Source organism: Pseudomonas sp. LFS044, from assembly GCF_047978245.1.
Lineage (GTDB): Bacteria > Pseudomonadota > Gammaproteobacteria > Pseudomonadales > Pseudomonadaceae > Aquipseudomonas.
Genome location: NZ_JBFPFX010000027.1, coordinates 67,066 through 84,951 on the forward strand (window position 1 = coordinate 67,066; position 17,886 = coordinate 84,951).

A 17,886-nucleotide genomic window follows, 5' to 3' on the forward strand; every position below is an offset into this window, starting at 1 on the left:
CCCCTTAACCGCGAGCCTTGACAGCCGGACGTACAACCACGTCGCCGCCAGTAGCGCCAGGAACGGCACCCTTGACGAGCAGCAGGTTGCGCTCAGCGTCTACGCGAACTACTTCCAGGGACTGAACAGTCACGCGCTCGGCGCCCATGTGACCGGACATTTTCTTGCCCTTGAACACACGACCAGGAGTCTGGCACTGGCCGATGGAGCCTGGGACACGGTGCGACACGGAGTTACCGTGGGTGTTGTCCTGGCCACGGAAGTTCCAGCGCTTGATGGTACCGGCGAAGCCTTTACCTTTGGACTGACCAGTAACGTCTACCAGCTGGCCTGCAGTGAAGAGTTCAGCTTTGATCGAGTCGCCAGCCTGGAACTCGCCTTCTTCAAGACGGAACTCCCAGACACCGCGACCAGCGGCAACGTTGGCCTTGGCGAAGTGACCTGCCTGAGCGGCAGTCACACGCGAAGCACGACGCTCGCCGACAGTGACTTGCACTGCACGGTAGCCATCGGTTTCTTCGGTTTTGAACTGGGTGACACGATTCGGCTCGATCTCAATGACCGTGACCGGAATGGAGACACCTTCTTCGGTGAAAATGCGGGTCATACCGCACTTGCGACCGACTACACCAATAGTCATGTTGTAACCTCATGAGTGTACGGGGCTTTCACCCGCTATGGCCGCCCATTTCAGAGCGTTACACGGTTAAGACCGAAGTCTTAGCCGAGGCTGATCTGCACTTCCACACCTGCCGCCAGATCAAGCTTCATCAGCGCGTCAACGGTTTTATCCGTTGGCTGGACGATGTCCAGAACACGCTTATGAGTGCGGATCTCGTACTGGTCACGCGCGTCTTTGTTGACGTGCGGGGAAACCAGAACGGTGAAACGCTCTTTGCGGGTAGGCAGTGGAATTGGACCACGCACTTGTGCACCAGTACGTTTCGCGGTTTCCACGATTTCCTGGGTGGATTGGTCGATCAGGCGATGGTCGAAAGCCTTCAACCTGATACGGATTTGCTGATTTTGCATTGGATTTCAGACTCCAGGCTGTTCCCAACGGACGCACTACGCCCGCTAAAAGGAGGCGTGATTCTATAGACGCCCCAATTTAGTGTCAACCCAATAAAAAAAACCCCCGCTGAGCGGGGGTTTTTTCAATCGGTCGAGTGATTACTCGATGATTTTGGCTACGACGCCGGCGCCGACGGTACGACCGCCTTCACGGATAGCGAAGCGCAGACCGTCTTCCATTGCGATGGTCTTGATCAGGGTAACAGTCATCTGAATGTTGTCACCTGGCATTACCATTTCAACGCCTTCCGGCAGTTCGCAGTTACCGGTCACGTCAGTGGTACGGAAGTAGAACTGAGGACGGTAGCCTTTGAAGAACGGAGTGTGACGGCCGCCTTCTTCCTTCGACAGAACGTAGACTTCTGCGGTGAACTTGGTGTGCGGCTTGACCGAACCTGGCTTGACCAGAACCTGGCCACGCTCAACGTCGTCACGCTTGGTACCACGCAGCAGAACGCCGCAGTTCTCGCCAGCACGGCCTTCGTCCAGCAGCTTGCGGAACATCTCAACACCGGTGCAGGTGGTGGTGGTGGTGTCACGCAGACCAACGATTTCCAGGGCGTCTTGAACGCGGACGATACCACGCTCGATACGGCCGGTAACAACGGTACCACGACCCGAAATCGAGAACACGTCTTCGATCGGCATCAGGAACGGCTGGTCGATGGCACGAACTGGCTCAGGAATGTAGCTGTCCAGAGTCTCTACCAGCTTCTTGACAGCGGTAGTGCCCATTTCGTTGTCGTCTTTGCCTTCCAGGGCCATACGAGCGGAACCGATGATGATCGGAGTGTCGTCGCCTGGGAAGTCGTAGGTGGACAGCAGGTCGCGAACTTCCATCTCGACCAGTTCCAGCAGCTCAGCGTCGTCTACCAGGTCAGCCTTGTTCAGGAAGACCACGATGTACGGAACGCCTACCTGACGGGACAGCAGGATGTGCTCACGGGTTTGTGGCATCGGACCATCGGCGGCCGAGCAAACCAGGATCGCGCCGTCCATCTGGGCAGCACCGGTGATCATGTTCTTCACGTAGTCAGCGTGACCTGGGCAGTCAACGTGAGCGTAGTGACGAATGGTCGAGTTGTACTCAACGTGAGCGGTGTTGATGGTGATACCGCGCGCTTTTTCTTCCGGAGCCGAGTCGATCTTGTCGAACTCAACGATTGCCGAACCGAAAACTTCGGAGCAAACGCGAGTCAGAGCTGCGGTCAGAGTGGTCTTACCGTGGTCAACGTGGCCGATAGTGCCGACGTTAACGTGGGGAAGGGAACGATCAAATTTTTCTTTAGCCACGACAGTGAACCTCTTGCCTAAAGGGGATTAGCCTTGTTTTTTAACGAGTGCTTCGACGATGTTCGACGGAGCTTCGGCGTATTTGGAGAATTCCATGGAGTAGCTTGCGCGACCCTGAGACATGGAACGAACGTCGGTCGCATAACCGAACATCTCTCCGAGCGGTACTTCAGCACGGACGACGCGGCCGGAGACCGACTCATCCATACCCTGGACCAGACCACGACGACGGTTCAGGTCACCCATCACGTCACCCAGGTAGTCTTCCGGGGTTACAACTTCGACCTTCATGATCGGCTCGAGGACCACGCCACCGCCCTTCTGGGCCAGTTGCTTGGTTGCCATCGAAGCAGCGATTTTGAACGCCATTTCGTTGGAGTCGACGTCGTGGTACGAACCGTCGAATACCGCGGCCTTGAGGCCGATCAGAGGATAGCCGGCAACAACGCCGTTCTTCATCTGCTCTTCGATACCCTTCTGGATCGGTGCGATGAATTCCTTAGGAATCACGCCACCAACGACTTCGTTGGAGAACACCAGACCTTCGGTGATGTTGCCTTTCTCGTCCTGATCTGGCTCCGAGAAGCGGATCCAGCAGTGACCGAACTGACCACGACCACCCGACTGACGAACGAACTTGCCTTCGATCTCGACGTTGGACTTGGTGATCTTCTCGCGGTACGAAACCTGAGGCTTACCGATGTTGGCTTCGACGTTGAACTCGCGCTTCATGCGGTCAACGAGGATGTCCAGGTGCAGCTCACCCATGCCCGAGATGATGGTCTGGCCAGTCTCTTCGTCGGTCTTGACGCGGAACGACGGGTCTTCCTGGGCCAGCTTGCCCAGAGCGATACCCATCTTCTCCTGGTCAGCCTTGGTTTTCGGCTCGACGGAGAGCGAAATTACCGGCTCAGGGAAGTCCATACGCTCAAGAATGATTGGCTTGTCGATGTCGCACAGGGTTTCACCGGTGGTCACATCTTTCATGCCGATCAGCGCCGCGATGTCGCCAGCGAGCACTTCCTTGATCTCTTCACGCTGGTTGGCGTGCATCTGCACCATACGACCAACGCGCTCTTTCTTGCCCTTGACCGAGTTGATCACGGAGTCACCGGACTTCAGAACACCCGAGTAGACGCGAACGAAGGTCAGAGTACCTACGAACGGGTCGGTCGCGATCTTGAAGGCCAGAGCCGAGAACGGCTCGTTGTCGTCTGCGTGACGCTCGTCTTTACGAACAGCCGGATCTTCTTTGTCCAGCTCCTTGTCATCCGGGTTGATACCCTGGATGGCAGGAATCTCGGTCGGAGCAGGCAGGTAGTCGATGACGGCGTCGAGAACCAGGGGAACGCCCTTGTTCTTGAACGACGAACCGCAGACGGCCGGTACGATTTCGCTGGCCAGGGTGCGAGCACGCAGACCGGCTTTGATCTCTTCGACGGTCAGCTCTTCGCCTTCCAGGTACTTGTTCATCAGCTCTTCGCTGGACTCGGCAGCCGCTTCAACCATGTTGGAGCGCCACTCTTGAGCCAGCTCCAGCATATCGGCAGGAATTTCTTCCTCGCGATAAGTGGTGCCTTTGTCGTCGTCGTTCCAGTAGATAGCCTTCATCTTGATCAGGTCAACCTGACCCTGGAAGTTATCTTCCGAACCGATGGCCAGCTGAACCGGAACCGGGGTGTGACCCAGACGGTTCTTGATCTGACCAATGACGCGCAGGAAGTTTGCACCGGCACGGTCCATCTTGTTCACGTAGACAACACGTGGAACGCCGTACTTGTTGGCTTGACGCCATACGGTTTCGGACTGAGGCTCAACGCCGGAGGTACCGCAGAACACAACGACCGCGCCGTCGAGTACACGCAGCGAACGCTCTACTTCAATGGTGAAGTCAACGTGGCCGGGGGTATCGATGACGTTTACACGGTAGTTGTCATACTGACCAACAGAACCTTTCCAGAAGGTGGTAACGGCAGCGGAGGTAATGGTGATACCCCGCTCCTGCTCCTGCACCATCCAGTCGGTGGTCGCGGCGCCGTCATGCACCTCGCCCATCTTGTGGCTCAGACCTGTGTAGAACAGGATCCGCTCGGTAGTGGTGGTCTTGCCCGCGTCAACGTGGGCACAGATACCAATGTTACGGTAGCGGTTAATAGCTGTAGTACGAGCCATAAAGCCCTCGCAAAATGATTGATGCTTGAATTAGAAGCGGTAGTGCGAGAACGCTTTGTTGGCTTCGGCCATACGGTGAACGTCTTCACGCTTCTTGACTGCAGCACCCTTGCCTTCGGCAGCATCCAGCAGTTCGCCAGCCAGGCGCAGAGCCATCGACTTCTCGCCGCGCTTGCGGGCGTAGTCTACGAGCCAGCGCATTGCCAGAGCATTACGACGGGATGGACGAACTTCAACCGGGACCTGGTAAGTGGCACCGCCGACACGGCGGGACTTTACTTCGACCAGCGGAGCGATGGCGTCGAGAGCTTTCTCGAAGATTTCCAGGGGGTCGCTGTTCTTGCGTGCTTTGACGGTATCCAGGGCACCGTAAACGATGCGCTCGGCTACAGCCTTCTTGCCGCTTTCCATCACGTGGTTCATGAACTTGGCGAGGATTTGGGATCCGTATTTAGGATCGTCCAGAATCTCACGTTTTGCTGCTACACGACGTCTTGGCATGATAAGCCCTCAAACGGTCTTCAGGTTAGCCCGGGACGTGGGTCTTCGACCCCTGCCCGACCTTACTCTTATCGACTCAAAAAAATGGATGTGTGCAAACGGCCGATTACTTCGGACGCTTGGTACCGTACTTCGAACGACCCTGGTTACGGCCTTTGACGCCCGAAGTATCCAGAGAGCCGCGAACGGTGTGGTAACGAACACCTGGCAAGTCTTTTACACGGCCGCCACGGATCAGGACGACGCTGTGCTCTTGCAGGTTGTGGCCTTCACCGCCGATGTACGAGGAAACCTCGAAACCGTTGGTCAGACGCACACGGCATACTTTACGCAGTGCCGAGTTAGGTTTTTTCGGCGTGGTGGTGTACACGCGGGTGCACACGCCACGACGTTGCGGGCAGTTCTGCAGCGCAGGAACGTCGGACTTCTCGACCGAACGCTTACGCGGCTGACGTACCAGCTGGTTGATAGTTGCCATCTACTAGCTCCACTGATTGTCTTGCGACTCTATTGTCTTGCAAGAAAGCCAAAAATTGGCGAGACGGAGCCTCACCAAATTTAAGGGTACAAAAGTCTACGGAGGATCTTGCACCCAGTCAAGACGAGGCCCCGGCCCTCCCCGCCCGGTCATCGGCAACAATTCATGTCATCGATAGCCGTTCGGGGCTTGCCGGGGCCCTGCCCTGTACTTAGTTACCGCTGGAATTCAGCGCTTCGGTCAGTGCGGCTTCCACCTCACTGGCGCTTACACGCAGCGGTTTGTCGGCATCACGGCGACGCTTGCGCTCGCTGTGGTAGGCCAGACCGGTACCCGCCGGGATCAGACGACCCACGACGACGTTTTCTTTCAGGCCGCGCAGGTAATCGCGCTTGCCGGTTACGGCCGCTTCGGTCAGTACGCGGGTGGTTTCCTGGAAGGAAGCCGCGGAGATGAACGACTCGGTCGACAGCGAGGCCTTGGTGATACCCAGCAGCACACGGGTGAACTTCGAGATGAACTTGTCTTCGCCGGCGAGACGCTCGTTCTCGACCAGTACGTGAGTCAGTTCCATCTGGTCGCCCTTGATGAAGCTGGAATCGCCCGACTCGGAGATCTCGACCTTGCGCAGCATCTGACGCAGGATGGTCTCGATGTGCTTGTCGTTGATCTTAACGCCTTGCAGACGGTAAACGTCCTGGATCTCGTTGACGATGTACTTCGCCAGCGCACTCACACCCAGCAAACGCAGGATGTCATGCGGATCGCTCGGGCCGTCGGAGATAACTTCGCCGCGGTTTACCTGTTCGCCTTCGAAGACGTTCAGGTGACGCCACTTCGGAATCAGCTCTTCGTACGGATCGCTGCCGTCGGTCGGAGTAATGACCAGGCGACGCTTGCCCTTGGTTTCCTTACCGAATGCGATGGTGCCGCTGACTTCAGCCAGAATCGAGGCTTCTTTCGGACGGCGCGCTTCGAACAGGTCGGCAACGCGTGGCAGACCACCGGTGATGTCACGGGTCTTGGACGTTTCTTGCGGGATACGCGCGATAACGTCACCAACACCGATCTGTGCACCGTCAGCAACACCCACCAGGGCGTTTGCCGGCAGGAAGTACTGAGCCGGTACGTCGGTACCTGGCAGGTAAAGGTCCTTGCCATTGGCGTCGACCATCTTGATTGCCGGACGGATTTCCTTGCCAGCGGCAGGGCGATCCTTGACGTCCAGAACTTCGATGTTGGTCAGGCCGGTCAGTTCGTCGGTCTGGCGCTTGATCGTGATGTTTTCTTCCATGCCCACGAAGGTCACGGTACCTTTCAGCTCGGTCACGATCGGGTGGGTGTGCGGGTCCCACTTGGCGACGATGGCGCCAGCTTCGACCTTGTCACCTTCCTTGACCGAAATCACGGCACCGTAAGGCAGCTTGTAGCGCTCACGCTCACGACCGAACTCGTCGGCAATGGCCAGCTCGCCGGAACGCGATACAGCAACCAGGTTGCCATCAGCACGCTCGACCTGCTTCAGGTTGTGCAGACGGACCATACCGCCGTTCTTCACCTGGACGCTGTCGGCAGCCGAAGTACGGCTTGCAGCACCACCGATGTGGAACGTACGCATGGTCAGCTGGGTACCCGGCTCACCGATCGACTGTGCAGCGATTACGCCGACAGCTTCACCGATGTTCACCTGGTGACCACGTGCCAGGTCACGACCGTAGCACTTGGCGCAGATACCGAAGCGGGTTTCGCAGTTGATCGGCGAACGCACGATCACTTCGTCGATGCTGTTCAGCTCGATGAACTCAACCCACTGCTCGTCTACCAGAGTACCGGCCGGAACGATGACGTCCTCGGTGCCTGGCTTGAACACGTCACGGGCGATGACACGGCCCAGTACACGCTCACCCAGCGGCTCTACAACGTCACCGCCTTCAATGTGCGGCGTCATCAGCAGACCCTGGTCGGTGCCGCAGTCGATCTCGGTCACAACCAGGTCTTGCGCGACGTCCACCAGACGACGAGTCAGGTAACCGGAGTTAGCGGTCTTCAAGGCGGTATCCGCCAGACCCTTACGAGCACCGTGAGTCGAGATGAAGTACTGCAGTACGCTCAGACCTTCACGGAAGTTCGCGGTAATCGGCGTCTCGATGATCGAGCCGTCCGGCTTGGCCATCAGGCCACGCATACCTGCCAGCTGACGGATCTGGGCTGCGGAACCCCGCGCACCGGAGTCAGCCATCATGTACATCGAGTTGAAGGACTCTTGCTCGACTTCTTTGCCTTCGCGGTCGATAACCTTCTCTTTCGAGAGGTTGGCCATCATCGCCTTGGACACTTCGTCGTTCGCCTTCGACCACAAGTCGATGACCTTGTTGTACTTCTCGCCCTGGGTTACCAGGCCGGAGGCGTACTGGCTCTCGATTTCCTTCACTTCATCGGTAGCGCTGTTGATGATGCGCGCTTTCTCATCCGGGATGACAAAGTCGTTCACACCAATGGACACGCCAGAGATGGTGGAGTAAGCGAAACCGGTGTACATCAGCTGGTCGGCGAAGATAACGGTCTCTTTCAGACCAACCACGCGGTAGCACTGGTTGATCAGCTTGGAGATCGCCTTTTTCTTCATCGGCTGGTTGACGACATCGTACGGCAGGCCTGCCGGTACAACCTGGAACAGCAGCGCACGGCCGACAGTGGTGTCGACGATACGGGTGTTCTTGGTGCTGGTGCCATCACGGTCGTTCACGGTCTCGTTGATACGGACCTTGATTTTCGCGTGCAGCGCAGCTTCGCCGGCGCGGAATACGCGATCGACTTCCTGCAGGTCGGCGAATACGCGACCTTCGCCCTTGGCGTTGATGGCTTCACGGGTCATGTAGTACAGACCCAGTACAACGTCCTGCGACGGAACGATGATTGGCTCACCGTTGGCTGGCGACAGAATGTTGTTGGTCGACATCATCAGCGCGCGCGCTTCCAGCTGAGCTTCCAGGGTCAGCGGCACGTGAACGGCCATCTGGTCACCGTCGAAGTCGGCGTTGTACGCGGCACAGACCAGCGGGTGCAGCTGAATGGCCTTACCTTCGATGAGCACAGGCTCGAACGCCTGGATACCCAGACGGTGAAGGGTTGGTGCACGGTTGAGCAGTACGGGGTGTTCGCGAATCACTTCGGCGAGAACGTCCCAAACCTCTGGCAGCTCGCGCTCGACCATCTTCTTGGCAGCTTTGATGGTGGTCGCCAGACCACGCATTTCCAGCTTGCCGAAAATGAACGGCTTGAACAGCTCGAGGGCCATCTTCTTCGGCAGACCGCACTGGTGCAGACGCAGGGTCGGGCCTACGGTAATTACCGAACGACCGGAGTAGTCAACACGCTTACCGAGCAAGTTCTGACGGAAGCGACCTTGCTTACCTTTGATCATGTCGGCCAGGGACTTCAGCGGACGCTTGTTCGAGCCAGTGATGGCGCGACCGCGACGGCCGTTGTCCAGCAGGGCGTCGACCGCTTCCTGCAACATGCGCTTTTCGTTGCGCACGATGATGTCAGGCGCGGACAGATCGAGCAGGCGCTTCAGACGGTTGTTACGGTTGATCACCCGACGATACAGGTCGTTCAGGTCGGAGGTCGCGAAGCGGCCGCCATCCAGCGGTACCAGCGGACGCAGGTCCGGCGGCAGTACTGGCAGGACGGTCAGGACCATCCACTCAGGCAGGTTGCCCGAGCCCTGGAAAGCTTCCATCAGCTTCAGGCGCTTGGACAGCTTCTTGATCTTGGTTTCCGAGTTGGTCTGCGGAATTTCTTCGCGCAGGCGGCCGATCTCGTGCTCCAGGTCGATAGCGTGCAGCAGCTCGCGAACAGCCTCGGCACCCATGCGGGCGTCGAAGTCGTCACCGAACTCTTCCAGCGCTTCGAAATACTGCTCGTCGTTCAGCAGCTGACCCTTCTCGAGGGTGGTCATGCCCGGGTCGATAACGACGTAGCTCTCGAAGTAGAGCACGCGCTCGATATCACGCAGGGTCATGTCCATCAGCAGGCCGATACGGGACGGCAGCGACTTCAGGAACCAGATGTGGGCAACCGGCGAGGCCAGTTCGATGTGCGCCATGCGCTCACGACGAACCTTGGCCAGGGCAACTTCAACGCCGCACTTCTCGCAGATCACGCCGCGGTGCTTGAGGCGCTTGTACTTGCCGCACAGGCACTCGTAGTCCTTGACTGGGCCAAAGATCTTGGCGCAGAACAGGCCGTCACGCTCAGGCTTGAACGTACGGTAGTTGATGGTTTCCGGCTTCTTAACTTCACCGAACGACCACGAACGGATCATTTCAGGCGACGCCAGACCGATGCGGATGGCGTCGAACTCTTCGACTTGACCCTGGTTTTTCAGCAAATTCAGTAGGTCTTTCAAGGCCTTTCCTCCTGGCGGAGCAGGAAGCGGGCTATACCAGCCCCGCCCCCCTTCGCGTCACGTGTTATTCGGTTTCCAGATCGATATCGATACCGAGCGAACGGATCTCTTTGATCAACACGTTGAAGGACTCGGGCATGCCCGGCTCCATACGGTGATCGCCATCCACGATGTTCTTGTACATCTTGGTACGGCCGTTCACGTCGTCCGACTTCACTGTGAGCATTTCTTGCAGGGTGTATGCCGCGCCGTATGCTTCCAGCGCCCACACTTCCATCTCCCCGAAACGCTGACCACCGAACTGCGCCTTACCACCCAGCGGCTGCTGGGTAACCAGGCTGTAGGAACCAGTGGAACGCGCGTGCATCTTGTCGTCCACCAAGTGGTTCAGCTTGAGCATGTACATGTAACCAACGGTCACAGGGCGCTCGAACTTGTTGCCGGTACGGCCGTCGAACAGCACCATCTGGCCGCTTTCCGGCAGGTCAGCCAGCTTCAGCATGGCCTTGATCTCGCTTTCCTTGGCACCGTCGAATACCGGGGTAGCCATTGGCACGCCCTTCTTCAGGTTGTGCGCCAGAGCGAGGATCTCTGCATCGGTGAACTCGTCCAGGCTTTCCTGACGACCGCCGATCTCGTTGTAGATCTCGGTCAGGAAACCGCGCAGTTCAGCGGCTTTACGCTGCTCTTCGATCATGCGGTCGATCTTCTCGCCCAGGCCCTTGGCCGCGAGGCCCAGGTGGGTTTCCAGGATCTGACCGACGTTCATACGCGAAGGTACGCCCAGCGGGTTCAGTACGACGTCGACCGGAGTACCGTTGGCGTCGTGCGGCATGTCTTCGACCGGCATGATCACCGAGACGACACCCTTGTTACCGTGACGACCGGCCATCTTGTCACCCGGCTGGATGCGACGGCGGATTGCCAGGTAGACCTTGACGATCTTCAGTACGCCCGGTGCCAGGTCATCGCCCTGCTGCAGCTTGCGCTTCTTGTCTTCGAACTTGTCGTCCAGCAGGCGACGGCGATCGACGATGTACTGCTGAGCTTTTTCCAGCTGCTCGTTCAGTGCATCTTCAGCCATGCGCAGTTTGAACCACTGGCCGTGCTCCAGACCGTCCAGTACTTCGTCGGAGATCACGGTGCCTTTCTTCAGGCCCGCGCCACCGTCGACCACCTGGCCGTTCAGGGCAGAACGCAGACGTTCGAAGGTTGCACCTTCGACGATGCGGAACTCTTCGTTGAGGTCCTTGCGGATCTCGTCCAGCTGCATCTTCTCGATGGCCAGGGCACGGCTGTCGCGCTCGACGCCATCACGGGTGAAGACCTGTACGTCGATGACGGTACCCTTGGTGCCGGTTGGCACGCGCAGGGAGGTGTCCTTAACGTCGCTGGCCTTCTCACCGAAGATCGCACGCAGCAGTTTTTCTTCCGGGGTCAGCTGGGTCTCGCCTTTCGGAGTGACCTTGCCAACCAGGATGTCGCCTGCGCCTACTTCAGCACCTACGTACACGATACCGGCTTCGTCCAGCTTGTTCAGAGCGGCTTCACCCACGTTCGGGATGTCCGCAGTGATTTCCTCTGGGCCAAGCTTCGTGTCACGCGCCACACAGGTCAGTTCCTGAATGTGGATGGTGGTGAAGCGATCTTCCTGAACCACACGCTCGGACAGGCAGATGGAGTCTTCGAAGTTGAAGCCGTTCCACGCCATGAACGCGATGCGCATGTTCTGGCCCAGTGCCAGTTCACCCATGTCGGTGGACGGGCCGTCGGCCATGATGTCGTGACGCTTGACCACATCACCTTTGCTGACCAGCGGACGCTGGTTGATGCAGGTGTTCTGGTTGGAGCGGGTGTACTTGGTCAGGTTGTAGATATCTACACCTGCTTCACCGGTCTCGACTTCGTCGTCAGCAACGCGAACGACGATACGGCTGGCGTCGACCGAGTCGATCACACCACCGCGGCGAGCAACCACGCAGACACCGGAGTCACGGGCAACGTTGCGCTCCATGCCGGTACCGACCAGCGGCTTGTCAGCGCGCAGGGTGGGTACAGCCTGACGCTGCATGTTCGAACCCATGAGTGCACGGTTGGCGTCGTCGTGCTCGAGGAACGGAATCAGCGAGGCGGCAACGGAAACAACCTGCTTCGGCGAAACGTCCATCAGGGTGACGTCTTCCGGCGCCTTGACGGTGAATTCGTTCAGGTGACGAACAGCTACCAGCTCGTCGATCAGTTGCTTCTTCTCGTTCATCGCGGCCGAAGCCTGAGCGATGACGTGATCAGCTTCTTCGATCGCCGACAGGAACACGATGTCGTCGCTGACCACGCCTTCCTTCACCACGCGGTACGGGCTTTCCAGGAAGCCGTACTGGTTGGTGCGGGCATAGGCTGCCAGGGAGTTGATCAGACCGATGTTCGGACCTTCAGGGGTCTCGATCGGGCACACGCGGCCATAGTGGGTCGGGTGTACGTCACGGACTTCGAAGCCTGCGCGCTCACGGGTCAGACCGCCCGGGCCAAGTGCGGAAACACGGCGCTTGTGGGTGATCTCGGAGAGCGGGTTGTTCTGGTCCATGAACTGCGAGAGCTGGCTGGAACCGAAGAACTCTTTCACCGCCGCCGCAACCGGCTTGGCGTTGATCAGGTCCTGCGGCATCAGGCCTTCGCTTTCAGCCATCGACAGACGTTCCTTGACCGCGCGCTCAACACGCACCAGGCCAACACGGAACTGGTTCTCGGCCATCTCGCCGACGCAACGTACGCGACGGTTACCGAGGTGGTCGATGTCGTCGACGATGCCTTTGCCGTTACGGATATCGACCAGGGTCTTGAGAACCTCGACGATGTCTTCCTTGCTCAGCACGCCCGAACCTTCGATCTCGGTGCGACCGATACGACGGTTGAACTTCATGCGGCCCACGGCCGACAGGTCGTAACGCTCGGCGCTGAAGAACAGGTTGTTGAACAGGGTCTCGGCAGCGTCCTTGGTTGGCGGCTCGCCTGGACGCATCATGCGGTAGATCTCGACCAGCGCTTCCAGTTGGTTGCTGGTGGTGTCGATCTTCAGGGTATCCGAGATGAACGGACCGCAGTCGATGTCGTTGGTGTACAGGGTCTCGATGCGGACAACCTGAGCCTTGGCGATCTTGATCAGCAGCTCGGTGGTCAGCTCGGTGTTGCACTCGGCCAGGATCTCGCCGGTAGCCGGATGCACGATGGCCTTGGCGGTGGTGCGACCCAGGACGTATTCCATTGGAACGTCCAGCTGGTTGACACCGGCCTTCTCGAGCTGGTTGACGTGGCGCGCGGTAATACGGCGGCCTTGCTCGACGATGACTTTGCCGGTTTCGTCATGGATATCCATGACCGCCACTTCACCACGCAGACGCTGAGGTACCAGTTCCAGGCTGAGTTTCTCGCCGGAAATGTGGAACACGTTGGTGGTGTAGAAGGTGTTCAGAACCTCTTCGGTGCTGTAACCCAGGGCGCGCAGCAGGACCGAGGCCGGCAGTTTGCGGCGACGGTCGATACGGACGAACACGCAGTCCTTCGGGTCGAACTCGAAGTCCAGCCAGGAGCCGCGGTAAGGGATGATGCGAGCGGAGTACAGCAGCTTGCCGGAGCTGTGCGTCTTGCCACGGTCGTGGTCGAAGAACACACCAGGCGAACGGTGCAGCTGGGAAACGATCACACGCTCGGTACCGTTGATAACGAAGGTACCGTTCTCAGTCATCAGGGGGATTTCACCCATGTAGACTTCTTGCTCTTTGATGTCCTTGATCGCTTTGTTCGACGATTCCTTGTCGAAGATGATCAGGCGCACCTTGACCCGCAGTGGGACCGCGAAGGTCACGCCACGCAGGACACATTCCTTCACATCGAAGGCGGGTTCGCCCAGGCGATAGCCTACGTACTCCAGGGCAGCATTGCCGGAGTAGCTGATGATCGGGAATACCGATTTGAAGGCCGCGTGCAGGCCGACGTCGCGGAACTGATCCTTGGATGCTCCCGCTTGCAGGAATTCGCGATACGAATCCAGCTGGATGGCCAGGAGGTAAGGCACATCCATGACGTCCGGCAACTTGCTAAAGTCCTTGCGGATACGTTTTTTCTCAGTGTATGAGTAAGCCATCAGCGTTCCCCAGCTTGGTCACCTGCTTGTTTGGCTTCTCCCGGCGGGAGCAGCCAGAAAATCGTGCAAACCCCTTGGTTTGCGCACCCACATGGGTGTCTTGCAGCTTGTTATCGGGGCCGACCTGATCGGCCACCAATAACGGAAAAAGGCCGGTGGCATAAGCCACCAGCCATCAGCCTTCGCTCAACGCGCCGGCTGGCGTCGCAAGGTCGAGATTACTTCAGCTCGACTTTAGCGCCTGCTTCTTCCAGCTTCTTCTTAGCGTCTTCAGCGGCTTCTTTCGAAACGCCTTCAGCTACAACCTGAGGAGCGCCGTCGACTTTCTCTTTGGCTTCTTTCAGGCCCAGACCGGTCAGTTCGCGAACGGCTTTAATCACGTTCACTTTCTTCTCGCCAGCTTCAACCAGAACAACGTTGAACTCGGTCTGCTCTTCAACAACGGCAGCAGCAGCAGCTGGGCCAGCAGCGGCAACAGCAGCGGTAACGCCGAAGGTTTCTTCCATTGCTTTGATCAGCTCAACAACTTCCAGAACGGTTTTCTGGCCGATTGCTTCGATGATTTGCTCGTTAGTCAGGGACATGACTTAAATCCTGTATTGGGGTGACAGCCTACGCAGCCATCAAATTAAACATATGATTTTGAAAGAGGTTACGCGGCCTTAGGCAGCAGCAGCTTCTTTCTGGTCGCGAACGGCCGCCAGAGTACGAGCCAGCTTGCTGGTAGCGCCTTGAATAACGCTCATCAGACGTGCGATAGCTTCGTCACGGGTCGGCAAGGTAGCCAGTACATCGATCTGGTTGGCGGCAATGAAATTGCCGTCAAACGCAGCTGCCTTGATCTCGAACTTGTCCTGACCCTTGGCGAACTCTTTGAACAGACGAGCAGCAGCGCCCGGGTGTTCGTTGGAGAAAGCGATCAGGGTCGGGCCAGTGAACACGTCGTTGAGGACACTGAATTCAGTGTCAGCAACGGCGCGCTTGAGCAGGGTGTTACGTACGACACGTACGTAAACGCCAGCTTCACGAGCCTCTTTACGGAGTCCGGTCATTGCGCCTACAGTCACACCACGGGCATCAGCCACGACAGCGGACAGAGCGACTTTGGCAGCCTCGTTGACTTCAGCGACGATGGCCTTCTTGTCTTCGAGTTTAATTGCCACGGGTTTACTCCTGGTTTTTACCGTTTCATCTGGCCGAGGCCGGATGTCGTTTTGGTGTCTGATTCGGTAACGAATCGGGAGCACCATCTGCGTAGGCTTGTGGTTTAAGGCTTGCGCCGCCTACGGTCTTGGATAGCCCCCGCCAGGCAGGGACCCCAATTTTTGCGAAGGGCGCGACAAGTCGCGCCGCCGCGGTCTTACGCGCTCAGCGAGCTCTGATCGATGACCAGACCTGGGCCCATGGTGGTGCTCAGGGTAACGCGCTTGACATAGATACCTTTCGAGGAAGCCGGCTTGATACGCTTCAGATCAGCGATCAGGGCTTCAACGTTTTCTTTCAGCTTGCCAGCTTCGAAGCCGACTTTGCCTACGGAGGTGTGGATGATACCGTTTTTGTCGGTACGATAGCGAACCTGACCAGCCTTGGCGTTCTTGACAGCCGTGGCCACGTCTGGGGTAACGGTACCGACTTTCGGGTTAGGCATCAGGCCGCGAGGACCCAGAACCTGACCCAGCTGGCCTACAACGCGCATGGCATCAGGCGATGCGATGACGACGTCATAGTTCAGGTCGCCGCCTTTCATTTCGGCAGCCAGATCGTCCATACCTACACGGTCAGCGCCGGCAGCCAGAGCGGCCTCAGCAGCTGGACCCTGGGTGAAGACAGCAACGCGTACGGTCTTGCCAGTGCCGTGTGGCAGCACGGTAGCGCTACGAACGACCTGGTCGGATTTACGCGGGTCAACGCCGAGGTTGACGGCAACGTCGAAGGATTCGCTGAACTTCACGGTGGACAGTTCGGCCAGCAGCGCAGCTGCGTCTTCGAAGTTGTAAACTTTGCCAGCTTCGATTTTCGAAGCAATAGCCTTTTGGCGCTTGGTCAGCTTAGCCATTACACACCCTCCACGTTCAGGCCCATGCTGCGGGCAGAGCCAGCGATGGTGCGTACAGCAGCGTCCAGGTCAGCAGCAGTCAGATCAGCCTGTTTAGCCTTGGCGATATCTTCCAGCTGAGCACGGGTCACGGTACCGACTTTGACGGTGTTCGGGCGAGCCGAACCACTGGTCAGGCCAGCAGCTTTCTTCAGCAGAACCGAGGCAGGGGTGCTCTTGGTTTCGAAAGTGAAGCTACGGTCACTGTAAACAGTGATGATCACAGGAGTCGGCAGGCCGGCTTCTTGACCCTGAGTACGGGCGTTGAAGGCCTTGCAGAATTCCATGATGTTCACACCGTGTTGGCCCAGTGCTGGACCAACGGGTGGGCTTGGGTTGGCCTGGCCGGCCTTAACTTGCAGCTTGATGTAAGCCTGAATCTTCTTAGCCATGAGCTACTCCAATATCGGGTACAAACGCCTGAAGGCTCCCCGGATGACTTGCGTTTTATCCCAGTGACGACAAAACCCCGCAGCACACAGGGCTGCGGGGTATGGGATGCTTCGTCCGCCTAGACCTTTTCGACCTGGCTGAACTCGAGCTCTACCGGAGTAGAGCGACCGAAAATGAGCACCGCCACCTGGAGGCGACTCTTTTCGTAGTTAACCTCTTCGACACTACCATTGAAGTCAGCGAACGGACCGTCAATGACTCGAACCACTTCACCTGGCTCGAACAGCGTCTTCGGCTTCGGCTTGTCGCTACCGTCGGCAACGCGACGCAGGATAGCTTCAGCTTCTTTATCGGTAATCGGCGCCGGCTTGTCGGCGGTACCACCAATAAAGCCCATCACACGAGGGGTATCCTTGACCAAGTGCCAAGTCCCTTCGTTCATCTCCATCTGGACCAGAACATAGCCAGGGAAGAATTTGCGCTCACTTTTGCGCTTCTGGCCGTTACGCATTTCAACGACTTCTTCGGTCGGGACCAGGATCTCGCCGAAACCGTCTTCCATGCCTGCCAGCTTGACGCGCTCTACCAGGGAGCGCATAACATGCTTCTCGTAACCCGAGTAAGCATGCACAACATACCAACGCTTAGCCACGGGACACCTTTAGCCAACGATCAGGGAGACCGCCCAGCCGAGCAGGGAATCAAGACCCCACAACAGCAGTGCCATAACCAGCACGACAGCCACGACAATCAGCGTGGTCTGGGTGGTTTCCTGGCGGGTCGGCCACACGACTTTACGGATCTCAGTACGAGCTTCCTTCGCCAGCGCAAAGAACGACTTACCCTTCGCAGTCTGCAGAGCTACGAAGCCAGCGACAGCAGCCAGGGCGAGAAGTGCGAGAACGCGGTACAGGATTGGAGAGGCGGAGTAATATTGATTACCCACGACACCAACAACAACCAAAGCCACTACAGCCAGCCACTTGAACAGATCAAAACGCGTTTCTTGGGCTTCAGTTTTGGGAGTCATCGGGGAGGATCCTGTAAGAAGAAAGCCAATCACACTGAGGTGAATGGCAGGTCAGGAGGGAATCGAACCCCCAACCTACGGTTTTGGAGACCGTCGCTCTGCCAATTGAGCTACTGACCTGTAACGCTGTATCAGGCCGGCCATTATACCGGCCTGATCAAGTAAATCAACTACTTATTCGATAATTTTTGCTACGACGCCGGCGCCGACGGTACGACCGCCTTCACGGATAGCGAAGCGCAGACCGTCTTCCATTGCGATGGTCTTGATCAGGGTAACAGTCATCTGAATGTTGTCACCT

General features: G+C 57.8%; 14 protein-coding genes, 1 tRNA gene and 1 pseudogene. All 16 read right to left on the reverse strand.

Annotated features, from left to right (window positions below):
- Positions 1-4 precede the first annotated feature (4 nt).
- Positions 5-640 (reverse strand): 50S ribosomal protein L3, encoded by a 636-nt coding sequence (gene rplC, locus ACNQPL_RS20795; protein ID WP_012316519.1) that lies wholly within the window; start codon positions 638-640, stop codon positions 5-7.
- Positions 641-720: 80 nt separating this feature from the next.
- The gene (rpsJ, locus tag ACNQPL_RS20800) at positions 721-1,032 is read right to left on the reverse strand and encodes a 30S ribosomal protein S10 (protein ID WP_003186070.1); all 312 of its coding nucleotides are present in this window, start codon (positions 1,030-1,032) and stop codon (positions 721-723) included.
- 141 nt (positions 1,033-1,173) lie between these two features.
- Positions 1,174-2,367 (reverse strand): elongation factor Tu, encoded by a 1,194-nt coding sequence (gene tuf, locus ACNQPL_RS20805; RefSeq protein ID WP_046857347.1) that lies wholly within the window; start codon positions 2,365-2,367, stop codon positions 1,174-1,176.
- Between the two features lie 27 nt (positions 2,368-2,394).
- Positions 2,395-4,539: an elongation factor G gene (gene fusA, locus ACNQPL_RS20810; protein ID WP_416467763.1), complete on the reverse strand. Its 2,145-nt coding sequence runs from the start codon at positions 4,537-4,539 to the stop codon at positions 2,395-2,397.
- A gap of 30 nt (positions 4,540-4,569) precedes the next feature.
- Positions 4,570-5,040, reverse strand: coding sequence for a 30S ribosomal protein S7 (gene rpsG, locus ACNQPL_RS20815; protein ID WP_003246741.1), 471 nt, complete (start codon positions 5,038-5,040; stop codon positions 4,570-4,572).
- 106 nt (positions 5,041-5,146) lie between these two features.
- Positions 5,147-5,518: a 30S ribosomal protein S12 gene (rpsL, locus tag ACNQPL_RS20820; protein WP_003255492.1), complete on the reverse strand. Its 372-nt coding sequence runs from the start codon at positions 5,516-5,518 to the stop codon at positions 5,147-5,149.
- Between the two features lie 211 nt (positions 5,519-5,729).
- Entirely contained in the window at positions 5,730-9,929 is a 4,200-nt protein-coding gene (gene rpoC, locus ACNQPL_RS20825) for a DNA-directed RNA polymerase subunit beta' (RefSeq protein ID WP_346614691.1), read from the reverse strand.
- A 64-nt stretch (positions 9,930-9,993) separates the two neighbouring features.
- Entirely contained in the window at positions 9,994-14,067 is a 4,074-nt protein-coding gene (rpoB, locus tag ACNQPL_RS20830; protein ID WP_346614692.1) for a DNA-directed RNA polymerase subunit beta, read from the reverse strand.
- Between the two features lie 218 nt (positions 14,068-14,285).
- Positions 14,286-14,651: a 50S ribosomal protein L7/L12 gene (gene rplL / locus ACNQPL_RS20835; protein WP_007957596.1), complete on the reverse strand. Its 366-nt coding sequence runs from the start codon at positions 14,649-14,651 to the stop codon at positions 14,286-14,288.
- 78 nt (positions 14,652-14,729) lie between these two features.
- A complete protein-coding gene (gene rplJ / locus ACNQPL_RS20840) occupies positions 14,730-15,230 on the reverse strand; it encodes a 50S ribosomal protein L10 (protein WP_346614693.1) in 501 nt (166 codons plus the stop codon).
- A 197-nt stretch (positions 15,231-15,427) separates the two neighbouring features.
- A complete protein-coding gene (gene rplA, locus ACNQPL_RS20845) occupies positions 15,428-16,123 on the reverse strand; it encodes a 50S ribosomal protein L1 (RefSeq protein ID WP_346614694.1) in 696 nt (231 codons plus the stop codon).
- Positions 16,123-16,554 carry a 50S ribosomal protein L11 gene (rplK, locus tag ACNQPL_RS20850; RefSeq protein ID WP_003255500.1) on the reverse strand — a complete coding sequence of 144 codons (432 nt, stop codon included), beginning with the start codon at positions 16,552-16,554 and terminating at the stop codon, positions 16,123-16,125. Before rplK ends, rplA begins: the two co-directional genes overlap by 1 nt.
- Before the next feature lie 119 nt (positions 16,555-16,673).
- Positions 16,674-17,207, reverse strand: a complete 534-nt coding sequence (nusG, locus tag ACNQPL_RS20855; protein ID WP_346614695.1) for a transcription termination/antitermination protein NusG — start codon at positions 17,205-17,207, stop codon at positions 16,674-16,676.
- Positions 17,208-17,216: 9 nt separating this feature from the next.
- On the reverse strand, positions 17,217-17,585 hold the full coding sequence (gene secE, locus ACNQPL_RS20860) for a preprotein translocase subunit SecE (RefSeq protein WP_136912669.1): 369 nt from the start codon (positions 17,583-17,585) through the stop codon (positions 17,217-17,219).
- A 44-nt stretch (positions 17,586-17,629) separates the two neighbouring features.
- A tRNA-Trp gene (locus tag ACNQPL_RS20865) sits at positions 17,630-17,705 on the reverse strand.
- A gap of 54 nt (positions 17,706-17,759) precedes the next feature.
- A pseudogene (locus ACNQPL_RS20870) lies at positions 17,760-17,886 on the reverse strand (elongation factor Tu); the annotation flags it as partial.